The 19,064-nt window shown below is 73.8% G+C and carries 18 protein-coding genes and 1 pseudogene; 10 read left to right on the forward strand and 9 right to left on the reverse strand.

Features of this window, described 5'->3' with window-relative positions:
• Positions 1 to 62 precede the first annotated feature (62 nt).
• The gene (locus tag ACP7TJ_RS20535) at positions 63 to 470 is read right to left on the reverse strand and encodes a hypothetical protein (protein WP_093769425.1); all 408 of its coding nucleotides are present in this window, start codon (positions 468 to 470) and stop codon (positions 63 to 65) included.
• Positions 471 to 705: 235 nt separating this feature from the next.
• Here ACP7TJ_RS20535 and ACP7TJ_RS20540 point away from each other — a divergent pair.
• Together ACP7TJ_RS20540 and ACP7TJ_RS20545 are read left to right on the forward strand one after the other, a co-directional pair.
• Positions 706 to 2,082 (forward strand): annotated as a pseudogene (locus ACP7TJ_RS20540) (MFS transporter); the annotation flags it as partial.
• A 259-nt stretch (positions 2,083 to 2,341) separates the two neighbouring features.
• Positions 2,342 to 3,565, forward strand: a complete 1,224-nt coding sequence (locus ACP7TJ_RS20545; RefSeq protein ID WP_427764453.1) for an FAD-dependent monooxygenase — start codon at positions 2,342 to 2,344, stop codon at positions 3,563 to 3,565.
• Here ACP7TJ_RS20545 and ACP7TJ_RS20550 read toward each other — a convergent pair.
• The 7 genes from ACP7TJ_RS20550 to ACP7TJ_RS20580 all read right to left on the reverse strand — a co-directional run bounded on the left by ACP7TJ_RS20550 (position 3,508) and on the right by ACP7TJ_RS20580 (position 9,905).
• Entirely contained in the window at positions 3,508 to 4,200 is a 693-nt protein-coding gene (locus ACP7TJ_RS20550) for a response regulator transcription factor (RefSeq protein WP_189910545.1), read from the reverse strand. The two genes, ACP7TJ_RS20545 and ACP7TJ_RS20550, sit on opposite strands and share 58 nt — an antisense overlap.
• Positions 4,197 to 5,525, reverse strand: coding sequence for a sensor histidine kinase (locus ACP7TJ_RS20555; RefSeq protein ID WP_427764457.1), 1,329 nt, complete (start codon positions 5,523 to 5,525; stop codon positions 4,197 to 4,199). Before ACP7TJ_RS20555 ends, ACP7TJ_RS20550 begins: the two co-directional genes overlap by 4 nt.
• Positions 5,526 to 5,679: 154 nt before the next feature.
• A complete protein-coding gene (locus tag ACP7TJ_RS20560; RefSeq protein ID WP_093769368.1) occupies positions 5,680 to 6,459 on the reverse strand; it encodes a succinate dehydrogenase iron-sulfur subunit in 780 nt (259 codons plus the stop codon).
• Complete coding sequence (gene sdhA / locus ACP7TJ_RS20565; RefSeq protein WP_093769369.1) at positions 6,459 to 8,213, reverse strand: succinate dehydrogenase flavoprotein subunit; 1,755 nt, start codon at positions 8,211 to 8,213, stop codon at positions 6,459 to 6,461. The genes ACP7TJ_RS20560 and sdhA overlap by 1 nt, the downstream gene beginning before the upstream one ends.
• A 19-nt stretch (positions 8,214 to 8,232) precedes the next feature.
• On the reverse strand, positions 8,233 to 8,715 hold the full coding sequence (locus tag ACP7TJ_RS20570; RefSeq protein WP_093769370.1) for a succinate dehydrogenase hydrophobic membrane anchor subunit: 483 nt from the start codon (positions 8,713 to 8,715) through the stop codon (positions 8,233 to 8,235).
• A gap of 5 nt (positions 8,716 to 8,720) precedes the next feature.
• Entirely contained in the window at positions 8,721 to 9,101 is a 381-nt protein-coding gene (sdhC, locus tag ACP7TJ_RS20575) for a succinate dehydrogenase, cytochrome b556 subunit (RefSeq protein WP_093769371.1), read from the reverse strand.
• Between the two features lie 174 nt (positions 9,102 to 9,275).
• Entirely contained in the window at positions 9,276 to 9,905 is a 630-nt protein-coding gene (locus ACP7TJ_RS20580; protein WP_391108670.1) for a 2-oxo-4-hydroxy-4-carboxy-5-ureidoimidazoline decarboxylase, read from the reverse strand.
• Between the two features lie 188 nt (positions 9,906 to 10,093).
• Here ACP7TJ_RS20580 and ACP7TJ_RS20585 point away from each other — a divergent pair, with 188 nt between their 5' ends.
• The 8 genes from ACP7TJ_RS20585 to ACP7TJ_RS20620 all read left to right on the forward strand — a co-directional run bounded on the left by ACP7TJ_RS20585 (position 10,094) and on the right by ACP7TJ_RS20620 (position 17,709).
• Positions 10,094 to 11,656, forward strand: coding sequence for a beta-N-acetylhexosaminidase (locus ACP7TJ_RS20585; RefSeq protein ID WP_189910548.1), 1,563 nt, complete (start codon positions 10,094 to 10,096; stop codon positions 11,654 to 11,656).
• 111 nt (positions 11,657 to 11,767) lie between these two features.
• On the forward strand, positions 11,768 to 12,274 hold the full coding sequence (locus ACP7TJ_RS20590; RefSeq protein ID WP_228917639.1) for a hypothetical protein: 507 nt from the start codon (positions 11,768 to 11,770) through the stop codon (positions 12,272 to 12,274).
• A 106-nt stretch (positions 12,275 to 12,380) separates the two neighbouring features.
• Positions 12,381 to 12,950, forward strand: a complete 570-nt coding sequence (locus ACP7TJ_RS20595) for a hypothetical protein (RefSeq protein ID WP_387583423.1) — start codon at positions 12,381 to 12,383, stop codon at positions 12,948 to 12,950.
• 160 nt (positions 12,951 to 13,110) lie between these two features.
• Entirely contained in the window at positions 13,111 to 13,506 is a 396-nt protein-coding gene (locus ACP7TJ_RS20600) for a hypothetical protein (RefSeq protein ID WP_176710949.1), read from the forward strand.
• A 204-nt stretch (positions 13,507 to 13,710) separates the two neighbouring features.
• The gene (locus ACP7TJ_RS20605; RefSeq protein ID WP_093769377.1) at positions 13,711 to 14,328 is read left to right on the forward strand and encodes an RNA polymerase sigma factor; all 618 of its coding nucleotides are present in this window, start codon (positions 13,711 to 13,713) and stop codon (positions 14,326 to 14,328) included.
• Positions 14,329 to 14,647: 319 nt separating this feature from the next.
• Entirely contained in the window at positions 14,648 to 15,445 is a 798-nt protein-coding gene (locus ACP7TJ_RS20610; protein ID WP_427764466.1) for a hypothetical protein, read from the forward strand.
• A 456-nt stretch (positions 15,446 to 15,901) separates the two neighbouring features.
• On the forward strand, positions 15,902 to 16,576 hold the full coding sequence (locus ACP7TJ_RS20615) for an RNA polymerase sigma factor (protein WP_093769379.1): 675 nt from the start codon (positions 15,902 to 15,904) through the stop codon (positions 16,574 to 16,576).
• The gene (locus ACP7TJ_RS20620; RefSeq protein WP_266548534.1) at positions 16,576 to 17,709 is read left to right on the forward strand and encodes a hypothetical protein; all 1,134 of its coding nucleotides are present in this window, start codon (positions 16,576 to 16,578) and stop codon (positions 17,707 to 17,709) included. Before ACP7TJ_RS20615 ends, ACP7TJ_RS20620 begins: the two co-directional genes overlap by 1 nt.
• Positions 17,710 to 17,948: 239 nt before the next feature.
• Here ACP7TJ_RS20620 and ACP7TJ_RS20625 read toward each other — a convergent pair whose 3' ends face one another.
• Positions 17,949 to 18,833: a L,D-transpeptidase family protein gene (locus tag ACP7TJ_RS20625; protein ID WP_373312439.1), complete on the reverse strand. Its 885-nt coding sequence runs from the start codon at positions 18,831 to 18,833 to the stop codon at positions 17,949 to 17,951.
• Positions 18,834 to 19,064: the final 231 nt, after the last annotated feature.

A 19,064-nucleotide genomic window follows, 5' to 3' on the forward strand; every position in this document is an offset into this window, starting at 1 on the left:
GGTCTTGCAAGCTCCCGCCGTCCGCGGGCAGTCGTCCCGGTCGACGGGCAAGGGGTTCGCGCTCACGCCTGGGCCGCCGGGGCGGTCCAGCCCTGCGGGGGCACCGGCGGGTTCTGCTCCCGCTCCATCACCCCGCGCCGCCGGATCCTGTTCAGCACGTACACGTTGGCCAGGTGCATCACGCCGAGGACCAGCAGCACCACGCCCAGCTTGGCGGAGAGCGCCTCGAAGACGCCGCGGGTGTCGGTGACGGTGTCGTCGTCGCTCAGGTAGAGGGCGACGAAGCCGAGGTTCACCAGGTAGAAGCCCACCACCAGGAGGTGGTTGACGGCGTCCGCGAGCTTCTCGTTGCCGTGCAGCACGTCGGCGAGGAAGACCCGCCCGTTGCGGCTGAGCGTGCGGGCCACCCAGACGGTCAGTCCGATGCTGACGACCAGGTAGATGACGTAGGCGATGACGGTGCGGTCCATGCCCCACCCCTTCTTGAACGCGTTCAAAAGGCTGACGGGGACGACTGTAGCGCCTTCTTTTGAACATGTTCAACTCACTCGCGGGGCCGGTCCCCCGACGTGCTCCGGCACCAGGGCGGTCACTCCCCTGGTGCGTACGCACCAGACGAGGACGGTGACGGGCGACGATGCCCGCGGGGGCCGCCGGACGGAACCGTGGGACGTGCTCACCGACCCCTACGAGAACGGGACGTCCATGTCCGACACCCTGCCTCCGCCGCCGCGTTTACGGCGGCCCGCGATCGCCGCCCTCGGGGTGCTGGCGCTCGCCCTGGGCGCGCTCCAGTCCGTGGTGGAACCCGCGCTCCCGCTGCTCCAGCGCGAGCTGGGGCTCGGCCCCTCCGAGGGCGCGCTGGTCGCCAACACCATGCTCGTCACCGGCGCGGTCCTCACCCCCGTCGCCGGGAAGCTCGGCGACCGCTACGGCGGCAAACGCGTCCTGCTCCAGCTCATGGCCGTGGTCGCCGCCGGCGGACTGCTGGCAGGGCTGGCCCCCGGACTGCCGCTGCTGCTGCTCGGCCAGGTCCTCCAGGGCGCCATGGTCGGCGTGCTGCCGCTGTCCTTCATCCTGGTCCGCGCCCATCTGCCGGCCGGGCGCACCCAGACGGCGATCGGCGTGGTCGTCGCCCTGTTCACCGGCGGCGGCATGATCGGCATGCTGGGCGCCGGGCTGATCGCCGACCACCTGTCCTGGCACTGGATGTTCGTGCTGCCCACCCTCGTGGTCGTCGCGGCGACCGTCCTCGTGGCGCGGCTGATGCCGTCCGACGCGCCGGTCCGGCACGACGAGCGGATCGACTGGCCCGGCGTGGTCCTGCTGAGCGCCACCCTGCTCGCCTTCATGCTCGGCCTCGTCCTGCTGACCGGCGGCGGTCTTCCGCCCCTCGCCATGTGCGCGTTGCCGGCGCTCGTGGCCGTGCTCGCCACCGCCTGGGTCCGCGTCGAGCGCCGGGCCGTCTCCCCGATGGTCGACCTGCGCATGCTCGCCCGGCCCGCGATGTGGCAGGCATGCCTGCTCACCCTGCTCGTCACCGTCACCATCGGCATGGTCAGCCTGCTGCTGCCGCAGCTCCTCGCGGTCTCGGGCGACGGTTACGGCTTCGGCGCCGGCACCACGGATATCGGCCTCTACCTGCTGCCCGGCGTGATCGCCGGGGCCTTGAGCGACGCGGTCGGCGGGGTCGCCGCGCGGCGGTTCGGCGCCCGTGCCGTGGTCGCCGTGGCCGCCCTCGCCACCGCCGCCGTCATGTTCGGCCTCGCGGCCCAGCACGGCGCCGCCTGGCAGCTCGCCCTCGCCAAGACCCTGACCGCGTTCGCCGCGGGTCTCGCCACCACCGCGCTGCTGGCCCACACCGCCACCGCCGTCGACCCCGGGGACACCGGCATCGCCACCAGCCTGCTCGTGGTCACCCGGGTGATCGGCATGGTCGTCGGCGCCCAGATCGCGGGCGCGCTGCTCACCGCCGGGACCCTCGCCGGCACAAAGGTGCCCGCCGAGGCGGCCTTCACCACCGGCTTCGCCGTCACCGGCGTCACCGCGGCGCTCGGCCTGCTCCTCGTCCGCGCCACCAGGGGCGCACGTGGCGCCGGGACCCAGGGCACCACCGAGTCCGCGCACACCGTCGGGTCCGCGCGGACCACCGAGCCTGCGCACACCGTCGGGTCCGCGCGACCACCGAGCCTGCGCACACCGCCAGGTCCGCGCACCCCGCCGGGCCTGCGCAGGCCACCACGCCGCACACCCCCGGAGCCGTGCCCCCCGCGCCGCACACCCCCGAGCCCGCCCACACCCCCGAGCCCGCCCACACCCCCGCGAAGAAGGGACCCCGTTCATGACCGCCCCGCGCACCGTCCTGATCTCCGGAGCCAGCGTCTCCGGTCCCGCCCTCGCGTACTGGCTCCACCGGGCCGGGTTCGCGGTCACCGTGGTGGAGAAGGCCGGCGCCGTGCGCGGCGGCGGCTACCCCGTCGACATCCGCGGCACGGCGACGGAGGTGGTCCGGCGGATGGGCCTGTGGCCGCGGCTGCGGCAGGCGCACGTCGGCCCCCGGCGCGCCACCTTCCTGGACGCCGCCGGCCACACCGTCGCGTCCCTCAGGGCCCGCGCCGACGAGGGCGAGCCCCGCGACCTGGAGATACGGCGGGGCGACCTCGCCGACGCCCTCCACGGGCTGGTCCGCGACGACGTGGAGTTCCGCTTCGACGACTCCGTCTCCGCCTTCGCCCCGGCCCCGCACGGCGTCGACGTCACCTTCCACAGCGGACGGCAGGGCACGTACGACCTGGTGATCGGCGCGGACGGCATGCACTCGGCCACCCGGGCCGCGCTGTTCGGCCCCGAGGACCGTCACCACCGCTATCTCGCCTACTGCTTCGCCCTCTTCACCCTGCCGAACCCCGCGCGCCTCGACCGAGAACTGGTGCTGTGGAACACCCCGGGGAAGGCCGCCGCCCTCTACGCCACCGGCGACGGCGCCGACGTGCACGGCTTCCTCACCTTCCACCGCCCGGAACCCCCGCGCGACGCCCTCCGCGACCCGGACGCCCAACGCGACCTCATCGCGGAGGTGTTCGCGGGAGAGGGCTGGGAGATCCCCCGCATGGTGACCGCCTTGCGGGACGCCGACGACCTGTTCTTCGACACGGCCGGACAGATCCGCATGCCCCGCTGGACGCACGGCCGCGCCGCCCTCGTGGGCGATGCCGCGTACGCGCCGTCCTTCCTCACCGGGCAGGGCACCAGCCTCGCGCTGTCCGGCGCCTACGTGCTCGCCCACGCCCTGGCCGCCCACCGGGACCACACGGCCGCCTTCGCCGCCTACGAGGACCGCATGCGCCCGTACGTGACGGCCAACCAGGCGCTGGTCGACGAGGGCGGCGCCACGCTCTTCCCCGTCACGGCCCAGGCCCTGGAGCAGCGCGACGCCCGGCTGCGCACCCTCGACGCGCTGCCCTCCGCGCGGCCCCGCCCGGCCCACACCGCCCTGACGCTGCCGGACTACGAGGGGCGTCCCGCCTCGTCCTCCGGGGTGACCCGCGCCAGACCGGTCCGGTAGGCGATGACGACGAGCTGCGCGCGGTCGCGGGCCTCCAGCTTCGTCATCGCGCGCTGCACATGGGCGCGCACGGTGAACGGGCTGAGGACCATCCGCTCGGCGATCTCCTGGTTGGACAGGCCGGTCGCCACCAGCGCCACCATCTCGCGCTCGCGCGGGGTGAGCACGGCCAGCCGGCCGGCGTCCTGCGGCGGGGCGCCGGCCGGCGCGGCGAGGAAACGGGCGACCAGGGAGCGCGTCGCGGCCGGGGACAGCAGCGTCTCGCCCTCGGCGACCGTCCGCACGGCGTCCGCCAGCTCCTCGGCGCCGATGCCCTTGCCGACGAAGCCGGCGGCGCCCGCGCGCAGCGCCCGCGCCACGTTCTCGTCCGTCTCGTACGTGGTGAGGATCAGCACGCGGGTGGCCCGCAGGGCGGGGTCCGCGCAGATCTCCGTGGTGGCGGCGAGACCGTCCACCTCCGGCATCCGGATGTCCATCACCACGACGTCCGGGCGCAGCTCGCGGGCCAGCCGCACCGCCTCCCGGCCGTCGCCGGCCTCGCCCGCCACGGTGATGTCGCCGGTGCTCTCCAGCAGCAGCCGGAACGCGCCGCGCAGCAGCGCCTGGTCGTCGGCGAGCAGCACCCGCAGCGTCATGTCGTCCCCTCGATCCCGCCGTCCGTCCGTCCCGTCCCCGTCGCTCCGGGCGCCCGCCCCTCCGCACCGGCCGCCGCCGGGTCCCGGGCGGGCGGCAGGGGCAGCCGGGCGGTCACCAGGAAGCCCCCTTCCGGGCGCGGTCCCGCGGTCAGTTCCCCGCCCACGGCGGCGGCGCGCTCCCGCATGCCGATCAGCCCGTACCCGGGTGGCCGGTCCGACAGGGCGGGCGGCCCGCCCGGGGCGCCTCCGTCGTCGGACACGGTGACGGTCAGCCGCCTGCCGCCCCAGTCGAGCCCCACCCTGGCGCCACGGCCGGCGGCGTGCTTGGTCACGTTGGTCAGCGCCTCCTGCACGATCCGGTACGCCGTGAGGTCCACGCCCGGCGGCAGCGCCCGTGCCCGGCCCTCCTCCCGCACCGCCACCTCGAGCCCGGCCCGGCGGAAGGACTCCAGGAGGTCCGGCAGCCGCGCCAGCCCGGGCGCCGGGCCTTCGGGGGCCGCCGCGTCCCCGTCCCCGGTCTGCCGCAACAGGCCGACGGTGGCCCGCAGTTCGTCCAGGGCGTGCCCGGTGGTCTCCACGAGTTCGCGCAGGCTGACGCGGGTCTGCTCCGGGCGGCTGTCGAAGAAGTGGGCGGCGACCGTGGCCTGCGCGCTGGCCAGGGTGATCTGATGCGCCACCAGGTCGTGAAGCTCCCGGGCGATGCGCACGCGCTCCTCCGCGACCCGTCGCCGCGCCTCCAGCTCCCTGCTCTCCTCGGCCCGCCGCGCCCGCTCCTCCACGGCCGCCAGATAAGCCCGCCGGGTCCGCACCGCGTGCCCGACCAGCCCCGCCACCAGCGGCGCCGCCGCCACCACCCCCATCCGGCTCGCGTCCCGCCAGGAGAGGTCCCCGGCCAACGGCACGGACCCGGCCAGCGCCACGGCGGCCAGCGTCACGGCGCCCGCCGCACGCCGTTCGCCGGGCACGTGCAGCGTGCAGGCGTGGGCGGCGACGAGGGCGGGTGCGATCACGAGCGGACTCAGCAACAGGCCGAGAGGCTGGGCGGCGACACCGGCCGCGGTGGTGAAGGCCAGCACGGCCAGGGGACGCCGGCGCCGCGCGGGCAGTACGGCGCAGCACACCAGGGCGAGCAGCCAGGCGGCGAGCGGCGGCGCGGTGAGGGTGTCCTCGACCCGCACGGTCCCCCCGAGCAGACAGACCACGAACGCGGCCGCGACGACCGCGGTCTCCCGCCCCCGTCCGGGACGCGGCGCCCCCGTGTCCGCGGTGTCCGACGTCGGCAGCACGCGGCCCAGCCTAGGGGCCCTGATCACTGAAGTGCGCATACTCCCACCCTCCGGTCCCGCCCCCGGAAGGGCATCGTCCTCGGGGGTGGTCCCCTCTGGTGCGTACGCACTACACGCCCGTGCACCCGCGCACGCCCGAGGGCCCCGTCTCCGGCGTGGAGACGGGGCCCTCGGGACCTGCGGGCGGTGTGCCTCAGTAGCGGCGCGTGATGAGCGCGCGCTTCACCTCGGCGATCGCCTTGGTGACCTCGATACCGCGCGGGCAGGCGTCCGTGCAGTTGAAGGTCGTGCGGCAACGCCACACGCCGTCCTTGTCGTTGAGGATCTCCAGGCGCTGCTCGCCGGCCTCGTCACGCGAGTCGAAGATGAAGCGGTGCGCGTTGACGATCGCGGCCGGGCCGAAGTACTGGCCGTCGTTCCAGAACACCGGGCACGAGGTGGTGCACGCGGCGCACAGGATGCACTTGGTCGTGTCGTCGAAGCGCTCGCGGTCCTCGGCGGACTGCAGCCGCTCGCGCGTCGGCTCGTTGGTGTCCTTCGTGATCAGGAAGGGCATCACGTCCCGGTACGCCTGGAAGAACGGCTCCATGTCCACGACCAGGTCCTTGAGGACCGTCAGGCCCTTGATGGCCTCGATCGTGATCGGCTTCTCGGGGTTGATGTCCTTGATCAGCGTCTTGCACGCCAGGCGGTTCTTGCCGTTGATCCGCATGGCGTCGGAGCCGCAGATGCCGTGGGCGCAGGAGCGGCGGAACGTCAGCGTGCCGTCCAGGTCCCACTTGATCTTGTGCAGACCGTCGAGGACGCGCTCCTTGGGGTCGATCTCCAGCTGGAAGTCTTCCCAGGTCGCCTCCGCCGAGACCTCCGGGTTGAACCGGCGGATCCGGAAGGTGACGGTGATGTAGGGGGAGTCGGCGAAGCCGGGCTCGGGGGAGCCGGCCGCGTCCGCCTTGTCCAGAACAGGGGTAGCCATCAGTACTTACGCTCCATCGGCTGGTAGCGGGTCTGGACGACCGGCTTGTAGTCCAGACGGACGGTCTCGGTGCCGTCGGCGCCGACCTCGCGGTACGCCATCGTGTGACGCATGAAGTTGACGTCGTCGCGGTTCGGGTAGTCCTCGCGGTAGTGACCGCCGCGGGACTCCTTGCGGGCCAGCGCGGACACGGCCATGACCTCGGCCAGGTCCAGCAGGTTGCCCAGCTCGACGGCCTCCAGCAGGTCGGTGTTGAACCGCTTGCCCTTGTCCTGGATGGCGACGTTCTTGTAGCGCTCGCGCAGTTCGGCGATCTTCTCGACCGCCGTCTTGATGGTCTGCTCGGTGCGGAACACCATGACGTTGGCGTCCATGGTCTCCTGCAGCTCGCGGCGCAGCTCGGCCACCCGCTCGTTGCCGGTGGAGGAGCGCAGCCGCTCGATCTGCCCGACGACGAAGGACTCCGGGTCCTCCGGCAGCTCGACGTAGTCCGCGGTCTGCGCGTACTCCGCCGCCGCGATGCCGGCCCGCTTGCCGAACACGTTGATGTCCAGCAGCGAGTTGGTGCCCAGACGGTTGGCGCCGTGCACCGACACGCAGGCCACCTCGCCGGCCGCGTACAGGCCGGGGACGACCGTGGTGTTGTCCGCGAGGACCTCACCCCTGACGTTGGTCGGGATGCCGCCCATCGCGTAGTGCGCGGTGGGCTGGATCGGGATCGGGTCCGTGTAGGGCTCGATGCCGAGGTAGGTCCGCGCGAACTCCGTGATGTCGGGCAGCTTGGCGTCCAGCTGCTCCGGCGGGAGGTGCGTGAGGTCCAGGAAGACGTGGTCGCCCTCGGGACCGCAGCCGCGGCCCTCGCGGATCTCCGTGTAGATGGAGCGGGAGACGACGTCGCGGGAGGCGAGGTCCTTCATGACGGGCGCGTACTTCTCCATGAAGCGCTCGCCGTCCTTGTTGCGCAGGATGCCGCCCTCGCCGCGGGCGCCCTCCGTGAGCAGGATGCCCATGCGCCAGATGCCGGTCGGGTGGAACTGGAAGAACTCCATGTCCTCCAGCGGCAGCCCGCGCCGGTACACGGCGGCCTGGCCGTCACCGGTCAGGGTGTGCGCGTTGGACGTCACCTTGAAGAACTTGCCGGTGCCGCCGGACGCGTAGATCACGGACTTCGCCTGGAAGATGTGGATCTCGCCGGTCGCCAGCTCGTACGCCACGACGCCGGCCGACCTCTTGACGCCGTCGACCTCGGTGATCAGCTGGTCCAGGACGTAGAACTCGTTGAAGAACTCCACGCCCTCCTTGACGCAGTTCTGGTACAGCGTCTGGAGGATCATGTGGCCGGTGCGGTCCGCGGCGTAGCAGGACCGGCGGACCGGGGCCTCGCCGTGGTTGCGGGAGTGGCCGCCGAAGCGGCGCTGGTCGATGGTGCCGTTCGGCGTGCGGTTGAACGGCAGGCCCATCTTCTCCAGGTCGAGGACGGAGTCGATGGCCTCCTTCGCCAGGATCTCGGCGGCGTCCTGGTCGACCAGGTAGTCACCGCCCTTGACCGTGTCGAAGGTGTGCCACTCCCAGTTGTCCTCCTCCACGTTGGCGAGCGCGGCGGCCATGCCGCCCTGCGCGGCGCCCGTGTGGGAGCGGGTGGGGTAGAGCTTGGTCAGCACGGCGGTGCGGCTGCGCTTGGTCGCCTCGATGGCGGCCCGCATACCGGCGCCACCGGCGCCGACGATGACGGTGTCGTACTTGTGGATCTTCATGATTCTCGCAGCCCCGTGCCTAGCGGATGTTCGGGTCGAAGGTGAAGATCACCAGCGTGCCCAGCAGGATGGTGAACACCGTGGCCGTGTAGAGCAGGCCCTTCAGCCACAGGCGGGTGTTCGGCCGCTCGGCGTAGTCGTTGATGACCGTGCGCAGCCCGTTGGCGCCGTGCAGCATCGCCAGCCACAGCATCGCCAGGTCCCAGACCTGCCAGAAGGGGCTCGCCCAGCGGCCCGCCACGAAGGCGAAGCCGATCTTGGAGACACCGCCGTCCAGCACCAGCTGGATCAGCAGGTGGCCGATGACCAGCACGACCAGGACGACGCCGGACAGACGCATGAACAGCCACGCGGCCAGCTCGAAGTTGCCGCGGGTGCTCTTCGGGGTCTTCCTGGTCCGCTTGCGCGGGGGCTCGATGACCGGCGCCGGGTTGTCGACGGAGTACAGCGAGGCCCCTTCGACGGGGCCGACGCCGGAGGCGGAGGTTTCAGTCGTGGACATCAGCGTCAGCTCCCGAACAGTTCACGAGCGGCGTGGCCGAGGACGGGGTAGATCGCCCCGAGCATCAGCACGATCCACACGGCGACGACGGTCCAGAGCATCTGCTTCTGGTACCGGGCGCCCTTGATCCAGAAGTCGACGGCGATGACACGCAGGCCGTTGAGCGCGTGGAAGAGGATGGCGGCGACGAGGCCGTACTCCAGCAGCGCGACGATCGGCGTCTTGTACGTGGCCACGACCTCGTCGTAGGCCTCCGGGGACACCCGCACGAGAGCGGTGTCCAGCACGTGAACGAACAGGAAGAAGAAGATGAGGACGCCGGTGACTCGATGAGCCACCCAGGACCACATTCCTTCCCGGCCGCGGTACAGCGTTCCAGCCGGCACGGAAATTTCCTCCGGGAGCGGGGATTGGGGCCGCGCCGGCTTTCCTTGTCGGTCGGGCCCGGCCGGGTACGGTCCACCGGCCCCCAGCATGGTAGCGACGGTTGCCCGCGGCGCTTACGGGGGGCCTGCCGGTGTGATCAAACTTGCACTCGAAAAGGGGGGCGGAGGGTGCGGTCAGGTGCCGGGTGCGGCGGCTCTGGGGTGGCCCGCGCCCCTCAAGGCGTTGTTCAACCGCTCCCTGGCCAGGAGGCGGAGTTGGTCCCGGGTGACCGCGTGCTCCTCGTCGGGATCGTTCGCCAATCGTGACCGGATGTTCTCCAGGACGCGGTCCAGGACCTCGTTCTCGGGGACGCCGTCGAGGCAGAGGACGAAGACGTGGCCGAACCTGGCCTCGTAGGCCGCGTGCGCGGCGTTCAGGGCGGTGTGGGCGGCCGAGTAGGTGCCCTCGGGGAGGGAGGGGAGGGGCTCGGAGGCCAGGGCCTCGGCGATCTCCTCCGGGGAGAGGTCGTACGTCGCCTCGTCCGCGGCCGCCAGGAGGGACGCCGTGTCGGGGTAGGGGCGGTGGCCGGCCAGCAGGCGCGCCCAGCGAGGGCTGTGCAGGCAGGACAGCAGGGCGCGCTCGGCGTCGGGCCCGGGAGTGTCGTTGAACCACTCCAGCGGGGGCGGGGTTCCGGGCGCGCCGCGGGACTGTGCGGGTATGGCGACTCGGCCGGGGAGGTCTGGGAGTCGGTGCGCAGACAGCGTGGGTCCTCGTGGGCGTCGCGTGTGTGTCGTTGGCAGATGCTGTGAGAGTTGTGACGTCACGTTATCGAGTGAGTCCGAGACGTGTCCGATCGGTACCCCCATTTCACCCGGACGGCAGAGTTTGGGAACGGGTTGTGGACGCTTCTCACCCGAACGGGTCGTACGTTGGCAGGGTGAGTCGGCACAGGCAGCACGGTCAGCGCAGGCGGCGTCCCGGTGCGGAGGCGACGGCGAGGCGGCGGAGGGTCATGGCCGTCGCGGTGGCCGCGGGGGCGGTGGTGGTGTCCTCCGGGGTGGGCCTCGGCCTGTGGGCCGCGGAGGACGACGGCGGTTCGGCGGCCGCCCCTTCCTCGCCGTCGCCGACGCCGAGCCCCACCCGCAGCTACCCGCTGTCCGAGGCGCCGCGGACCATACCCGCCGTGCGCGAGCACACCGCCGAGCGCGGCCCCGGCTGGCGGCCTGCGACCGGTCACCGGGTGGTCGTGTCCGACCCGGCGCTCGCCGACGAGGGCCGGCTGACCGCCCAGGAGCTGGGACTGACCTACGCGGGGGAGCGGGACGACGAGCGGTCCGGCGACGTGCGCCTGGAGCTGAACCGGGACGCGGGCGCGAACCCGGAGTCGTACACCCTGACCGTGCGCGGCGGGCGGGTCACCGTCAGCGGGCCGGGGGAGGCGGGCGTCTTCTACGGCACCCGCACCCTCAAGCAGGAGATACGCGGGGCGGGCGCCGCCCCCGAGGGCGTGGTGCGCGACGAGCCCGCCAAGCCGCGGCGCGGCATGATGCTGGACATCGCGCGCAAGCACTACAGCGCCGGCTGGATAGAGGACCGGATACGCGAGCTGGGCGACCTGAAGTACAACGAGATCGGCCTGCACTTCTCCGACGACCAGGGCTTCCGCATCGAGTCCACCTCCCACCCGGAGGTCGTGTCCGAGGACCACCTGACCAAGGCGCAGGTCCGGAAGATCGTCGAGCTCGCGGAGAGCCGGCACATCACCGTCGTCCCGGAGATCGACTCGCCCGGACACCTCGGCGCCGTCATCGACGCCCACCCCGACCTCCAGCTGCGCAAGACGAACGGCGAGGCGGTGCGCGGCGCCGTCGACATCGCGAACCCGAAGTCCGCCCAGATCGTCGACGACCTGCTGGACGAGTACGCCGGCCTCTTCCCCGGCGACCAGTGGCACCTCGGCGGCGACGAGTACCAGGCCCTCGTCGTCCCCGACCCCGAGGCGGCCTTCCCCGGCCTCGCCGCCGCGGCCCGCGACGAGTACGGCCCCGGCGCCACCGTCGAGGACCTCACCACCGGCTGGCTCAACGACCGCGCCGCCACCGTCCGCGCCCACGACCGCGTCCCCCGCGCCTGGAACGACGGCTTCTTCTCCGGCGGGTCCGTCCGGGCCGACGAGGACATCACGGTCGCCTACTGGACCGGCAAGGAGATCGGCGCGCGCAAGCCCGCCGAGTACCTGGCCGAGGGCCGCGAGGTCATCAACTACAACGACGAGTTCCTCTACTACGTCCTCGGCGAGCCGCTCACCTTCGTCTACCCGACCGGCGAGCGCATCTACGAGCAGTGGACGCCGCGGGTGCTGCGCGGCACCACCCCCGTCCCCGCCGAGTATGACCGGCAGATCCTCGGGGGCTCCTTCGCCATCTGGGGCGACCTGCCCCGCTCCCAGACGGAGGACCAGGTCGCGGCCGGCATCCGGATGCCGCTGCGGGCCCTCGCCCAGAAGCTGTGGGACGCGCGCGAACCCGCGCTGTCCTGGGACGGGTTCCGCACCCTGGCGGACCGGCTCGGCTGACGGATTGCCGCGAACGCCTGCGAGCCCCCGTGCGGCTGTGGTGGTGTTCTGGGCGAGCCGACGGCTCGGCGCGCCGGGCCGGGAACCGACATGCGGGGGGAACACCGGCACATGGGCTACTGGGGCTATTTCGTCGTGGGCCGTGCGGAGCGGCCGTTGGCCGGACTGGACGCGCTGGCCGGCGCGGGCGGGGACCTGACCCTGCGCGGCGAGGCCCCGGACGGCTGGCAGGTGTGGGAGCTGCCGGGCCGCGCGGGCGAGCTGGGCAGCATGAACGAGCTGGCCGCGGAGACCGGCGCGCCCGCCCTGTTCGGCTATGTGATGGACGGCGCGTGCGTCGCGGTGGAGGCGGCGTCCCCCGAGAGCGGGGTGTGGACGGCCTGCCTCGGCCGGGACGCGATGGCCGGGTACCTCGACGGGCGCCAGGAGGGCCTCACCGTCGAGGACTACTTCCTCGAGCCCGCCGACGCCGCCGAGCGGGCCGTCTTCTGGGCCGAGGAGGCCGGCCGCACGGTCGCCCCCGAGGACGTCCTGGAGGTGCTGACCGCGGACCCTGGACCGATGGCCGAAAACCTCTTCTTCCGGCTGCTCGACCGATTGCGCGTGGTGCCCGAGTGACACTCCCGGCTTGTCGCACGCAGTAAGGGGAAATGCGGGCTCCGTAAGGGACGAGGCCCGTCAAGGCCTCATCCGGAGGCCTGCGGACCCGCAGAGGGAGGCGTGGATGAGCCTGGAGGAACTGATCGCTCAGGCCGACGAGCGCGGACTGGCCGTCAGCGGGGTGGCTTGTTTGGATCGGTGCGTGCCGCTGCTGGGCGGTGACGACGAGGCGCTGCGGCCGCTGTGGGGCGCCCTCGCGGGGGGTCCCGCCGACGGCGACTGGGGCGAGGTGCTCCAGCAGACGCGGGAGAAGCTGGACGCGGCGGCGGGCGAGGCCGCGGAAGGCTGCGCGGACGAGGCGGCGGCGCTGGCGCGGGGCATGCTCGCCGCCGCCCCCGCGGACCGGACCGGGGACGCGCTGCGGGAGTGGGCCGACGGCTGTTCTGCCGACGCGCTGCGGATCCATCTGCTGCTCGACGGCGCGGGCGACGCCGATCTGGCGGCCGCCCGCCGCGAGGGCCGTACGGACGGCCTCTCGCCCCTGCTCGCCGCGGAGCTGCGGCGGCAGACCGCCGTCCTGGAACTCGTCGCCGCCCACGGCGCGGCCGGGCTGCGCAGCGCGCTGGAGGTGTCCACGGAGGGGCGCCGGGTGCTGCGCGCGGCGGTCTCGCGCCGCAGCCGCCGCGACGGCTGACGCGGGGATCACCTGCGGATGTCATGCGGAGACGAGGACATGCGGCGACCGCCCTGTGCGTGTCCTGGGGCGGTCGTGCGCCCGTTGTGGGGAGCCGCCGGATCGGGGTGACGAAACCCTTCGCCGCAGCGCTCTCCAGAGTGTGACGACTGCGACGACTGTGACGACACAGCAGGAGACCAGGCCCTCGGCGGCGACGAAGCCGGTCCGCTGGGCGGCGGACGCGGTGGCGGCGATGCGCGAGGGGGCACGGATGCGCCTCGACTACTCGGCGCGCAGTCTGTGGAGCGTCGACCGGATGATCGAGGACATCCGCCGGGAGTCGGCCCCGTACGCCGCCGTGGAGTTCGTGCTGCGCGGCTTCGGTGCCTACGCGGGTGAGGTGATCGTGCGTCAGGCGGGCGGCGAGTGGTGGTCCTCCGGCGGCGAGCACTGGGTCCGTACCCCCGACGGCCGCCTCTGGGACCCCATCGACGAGGCCCGCCGCTGCTACACCCAGGACGGCTCGCTCCGGCTCCTGTGCCGGGACGCGACGACGGGGGTGCGGCCGGACTGACCCCCGCGCGAGGGTCGGCCCCGGCGCGGGCCGGTCCCGGGGGCGTGAGGCGCCGGGGCGGTGAGCGCCCTGGGGCGCCTGGGACGCGGGTTGACCTGTGACACTTTGGCCGCCGTGCACGCTGAGGTCGCTGGGGGGTGTGACACGGCGGACGTGCACACGTCACGCGAGGCGCATCGCGCTCGGTACGGACGAGGACGGTTCTTGGGCCACGGAGGGGAATCCCGCCGCACGCAGGCGTTCGACGGGGAACTGGGCGACGCCGTCGCGCGTGCCCAGCAGGGCGACGAGGCCGCGTTCGCCGTGGCCTACCGGCTCGTGCAGCCCGGACTCCTCGCGTACGTACGCGGGCTGGTCGGCGCCGACGCCGAGGACGTGACGTCGGACGCCTGGCTCGAGATAGCCCGCGACCTCGGACGGTTCAAGGGCGACGGCGCCGGGTTCCGCGGCTGGACGGCCACCATCGCCCGGCACCGCGCCCTGGACCACCTGCGCCGCCAGCGCGTGCGCCCCCGCGCGTCCGCGCTGGAGCAGGACGTCCTGGAGCTGCCCGCCCCGCACAGCACGCACGACCAGGCGATGGAGGCCATGTCCACCGAGCGGGCCCTCGCCCTCGTGGGCCGGCTGCCCCGGGACCAGGCCGAGGCCGTGCTGCTGCGGGTCGTCGTGGGCCTCGACGGGCCCGCCGCCGCCCGCGTGCTCGGCAAGCGTCCGGGCGCCGTACGGACGGCCGCGCACCGGGGCCTGCGGCGCCTGGCGCGGCAGCTCGCCGCCGACGGTGTGACGGATGAGGTGCCCCGGACGCTGGGTGAGTCGACGTGACCGTGGACCGGGACGGCGGTCACGTCGGACGGCACGGCCTCGGCGGCCGCCCCGGCGGCTGAACAGGCCGGGCGGACGAAACGTATCCGTCTGTCCCGGGCCGCAACGGGCTCCCCGCTGGTGGGAGGCGGTTCGCCGGGCGCCGGGCCTTGGGCACGGGGCCGCGGGGCCGACGGACGGAACCGGACAGGCCGGACACGATCGAGCAGGGACGGAAACGGACATGGGTGAACGGCAGAACGACGGCGGGCGGGCCGGCCGCCGGCGTGTGCACCCAGAGCGTCCGGAACGCCCCGAGCGTTCCGAGTGTCCTGTCGGCGTGTCGGCCGCGGCCGGGCGCGCCGTACCCGTCTCCGTCGAGGGGCCGGCCGGTGACACGACCCGCCTGGAGGCGCTGCTCGTCGCCGCCCTGGTCCGCGACCGGGTGGACGCCGGGGCCGAGCAGCGGGCCGTCGCCGCGTTCGTGGCCGCCCGGGAGTCGGGGGCGCATGGCGCGCGCACCCGCCGCCGGGACGACTGGAGGGCCCCTCGACGGCGGTTCGGCGGGCGGTCGCTGCGGGCGACGCTGGGGGCGCTGGTCGCGGGCTGTGCCCTCAGCGGGGTGGCCGTGGCCGGGATCAACGCGGTGGGGACGCCGGGCGGGGGACGGTCCGAGGACACGGGGCCGTCCCGGACCCCGTCCGCCAGTTCCGCCCCGCGGACTCCGGACGCCTCCGGCTCCCGTGCCGCCGGGACTCCGGAGGCGTCGGCGTCCGCCTCGGCGGGGGGTGACGGCGCGCGGACCGGCGCGGGGCGCGCGGAGGCCACGGGGGATGCCGAGGCGCACTGCCAGGCGTACGAGCGGGTCGCCGGGCGCGGGAGGGCGTTGGAGGCGCCGGTCTGGGAGCGGCTTGTCGCGGCGGCGGGAGGCGCGGAGCGGGTCGACGCGTACTGCGCGGAGCGCTCCGGGGACGCGCCGCCCACGGCCTCTGCGCCGGTGCGGCCGAGTCTTCCGCCCCTGACGGGGGGTGAAGCGGGTGTCGGCCGCCCCACGGGGGAGGCGGTCGGCACCGACCCTTCCGACGTGGTCAAGGGGCAGGGTGAGGACGTCGGCGGGGTGTCCGGGCGGAAGCCCTGAGGGGTGACGCGGGTCACCCGAACGGGGGTGTTTCGCAGCCCGGCGATCGCCGGGTGCCGTCGCGCCCACCTTCCCCCATCGCCCGAGCGGCTCGATCGCCCGCTCGTCGGCCTGACGGCCGGTCACGTCGGGTCGCGGAGACGGCCGGGGCCGCCACCCCCCACAGGAGAGGCCCCGGCCGTCGCGCGGTACGGGCCGCGCGCGACCCGTACCTTCTACAGCGCCGGGCATGCGTTTTCTGTCACACGTCCCGTGTCACGGGTTAGTTGCATCTTGTACGGTCATGGACGGGGAGCGGTTTCAGGTCGTAACGTGCCGTTCGCGCCAGGCCGCGGGAGACAAACGACCACAACTCCGCGCGCGGCCTTGAGACCGCAACGACCGATTGAGCAACGACGACGGCGAGCCACCCGGTCCGCGAGAGCGGCGCCGGCTTAGGCGCAGAAGGGCGCACGCGTGCTGGGGGACGACGCGGAGCTGACCGCCGCGGTGCGCGCGGCACAGGACGGGGACGAGACCGCGTTCCGGACCGTGTACCGCGCGGTGCACCCGCGGCTGCTCGGATACGTCCGGACACTGGTCGGCGAACCCGACGCCGAGGACGTGACGTCCGAGGCCTGGCTGCAGATAGCCCGTGACCTGGAGCGGTTCTCCGGCGACGCGGACCGGTTCCGCGGCTGGGCCGCCCGTATCGCCCGCAACCGCGCGCTGGACCACATCCGCATGCGCGGCCGCCGTCCCGCGATCGGCGGCGACGAGACCGAGCTGACCGGACGGCCCGCCGAGTCGGACACGGCCGGCGAGGCGATCGAGGCGCTCGCCACCGACGGCGCCTTCCACCTGATCTCCCGGCTGCCGCAGGACCAGGCCGAGGCCGTCGTCCTGCGGGTGGTCGTGGGCCTGGACGCCAAGACGGCCGCGCAGACCCTGGGCAAGCGCCCCGGCGCCGTACGGACGGCCGCGCACCGCGGCCTGCGCCGGCTCGCCGAACTGCTCGGCGACGATCCGGACGGCCAACCGGAATCCGCGGGTGTGCTCGACGCACTTCCTCCCCAGAGAGAACCACGCCGTCGTACGGTGACGTCCGCGAGTGTGACGCAGTTGCGAGCGCGGACGCAGAAGGACTTGTGATGGCCGATGAGCGGTACCGGTGGCTGGACGCGGAGGCGGCGGAGCGCCTGCTGAGCGGTGAGTCACCCCAGGCTGCCGGTCCACCCGCCGGTGACCAGGCCGAACGGCTCGCCGGTGTGCTCCGCGCGCTCTCCGCGCCTCCGCCCACGGCCGGGGACGAACTTCCCGGGGAGGCGGCCGCGCTGGCCGCCTTCCGCAAGTCGAGGGACGAACGGACAGGACAGGCCGACTCGGCCCCGCACACCGGTCACGGCACCGGCCCCGGGGACGCCGACGTCGGCCTGATCCGTCTCCGCGCCCCGCGCACCGGCCGTACCGGAACGCGCGGCGGAGCCCGCAGGCCGCGGCCCGCCCGGCTCCTGCTGGCCGCCGCGCTGGCCGCCGGCGTGGTCGGCGGCACCGCCGTGCTCGCCGCCACCGGGCTGCTGCGCACCCCCTTCGACGACTCCCGCTCCGGTCCCGCGGGCGCGGCCACCACCACGCATCCCCAGAGCCCTCCGATCTCCCCGTCGGCACAGGGCTCCGCCCCGGACGACCGTCACCAGGACGGCCCCGCCGACGGCGCCCAGGGCGGCGAGGACCCCGAGCGCACGCCCGCCGGATCGCCTCCCGGCGACGGCAGGACCGCCCACGGCGTCCGCTGGAAGCTCGTCGTGTCCGCCTGCCGGTCCTGGCACGAAGGCCGGCCGGTGAACGGCGAACGCCGCCACGCCCTGTACGAGGCGGCCGGCGGCGCCTCGCGTGTCGCCGCCTACTGCCGCGACGTCACCGCCAAGGAAGGCGCCGGCGGCGAGGACGGCAAGGCCGACAAGGGGGACAAGGGCACCGGGGGCGGCATGCAGGGCGACGAGACGCGCCTCGACGGCGACGAGGGTGAGCAGCGGGACACCCTCCCCGGCCAGGGCGACGGCCGCCCCGACACCGACGACAGCGATCAGAACAAGGGCGACAGCGGCAACGGCAAGGGCAACGGGGCCGGCCGTGGCGCCGGCGGTTCCGACGCCGACGGCCACCCCGCCAAGGGCCAGGGCGACGGCGACGGGAACGGCAAGGGCGACGGGAACAGCCAGGGAAACGGCAACGGGAACGGAAACGGCAAGGCAGGCGGCAAGGGCGACGACACGCAGGACTAGGCGGGCGGGCCGGACCGTCAGAACCCCCTGACCTGCGAAAACGCCTCCGCGCCGCACATACGTACCGCCCGGTGTGACACTTCCGGCCCTCGTGACGCAGTACTGAGTGAGCCGACTGGTCATCGGCCGCAGCACTGAGCCGGGGTTCCCCCCGTACCCACGGCTCGTGCACATGGCGCGGGCGGGACACGTTCCCCCGGTCCCGCCCGCGCCCTTCTCTCCTCAGGTCGCGCCGGGTCTCACCAGTGGACGACGACCTTGTCGCCGTCCCGCACCTGCTCGTACAGCCGCGCGATCGCGTCCTCGTCGCGCACGTTCACACAGCCGTGCGAAGCCCCCGCGTAGCCCCGGGCGGCGAAGTCGGCCGAGTAGTGCACCGCCTGTCCGCCGCTGAAGAACATCGCGTACGGCATCGGCGAGTCGTACAGCGTGGAGACGTGGTGCCGGGACTTCCAGTAGACGCGGAAGACGCCCTCGCGGGTCGGCGTGTACTCGGAGCCGAAGCGGACCGGCATCGTCGATACGGTCCGGCCGTCGATCATCCAGCGCAGGGTGCGGCTGGACTTGCTGATGCACATCACCCGGCCGGTCATGCAGCGCGGGTCGGGCTGATCCGCCGGCTGGCCGCCCATCAGATACAGCTCCCAGCGGCCCGGCTCCCGCGTCATGGCGAGGAGCCGCTGCCAGGTCACGGTGTCCGTCACCCCGGTCCGCGGCAGACCGCGCTTGCCCTGGAAGCCGCGGACCGCCTCCGCCGTCAGATCGTCGTAGGTGCCGGTGGGGCCGTGGAAGATCCACGCGATCTGCCGCAGCCGCGCCTGGAGTTCGCGTATGTCGCGCCCCTCGTCGCCGGGCGACCACAGCACGCGCGCCGGCGTCGGCCTGCTGGACGGCTTCGCTGACGATGCCGGCGACGACGGCTTCGCGGGCGCCTCCGGCGTCCGGGACGGCGACGCGGGCCCTGGCGCGTCCGGCGTCCGGGACGGCACCTCGATCCGCACGGGCGGCGCGCCCTGCCCGTCCGTCCCGGCGGGCTGCACCGTGCACCCGGCCGCACCCGCGGCCGCCGCGCCCAGCGCCGCCAGCACGGCTATGCCCTTCCTCCGCATGCCCCTCCCGCTCATGCCCCTCCCGCGCACCCCAGCCCCCCGTCGTCCCGCCGCACCGGTCCTGCCCGGTCGTTCGTCACCTCAGTCCTACCCCGGACGTGACCGGGGCGGAAGAAGCGGGCATGGTGGGGAGTGACCGGACGACGGCCGCCGGGGGAGAAGGCCCTGTGAGCGGGGTCCCACGGAGGCTGTGAGGAAGGTCCCAGCGTGTGCCCCTCCACCGGGCCGCACGCGCACCGCTACAGT

It is taken from the genome of Streptomyces sp. DSM 41931, from assembly GCF_050271085.1.
Classification (GTDB): Bacteria; Actinomycetota; Actinomycetes; order Streptomycetales; family Streptomycetaceae; genus Streptomyces; species Streptomyces albogriseolus.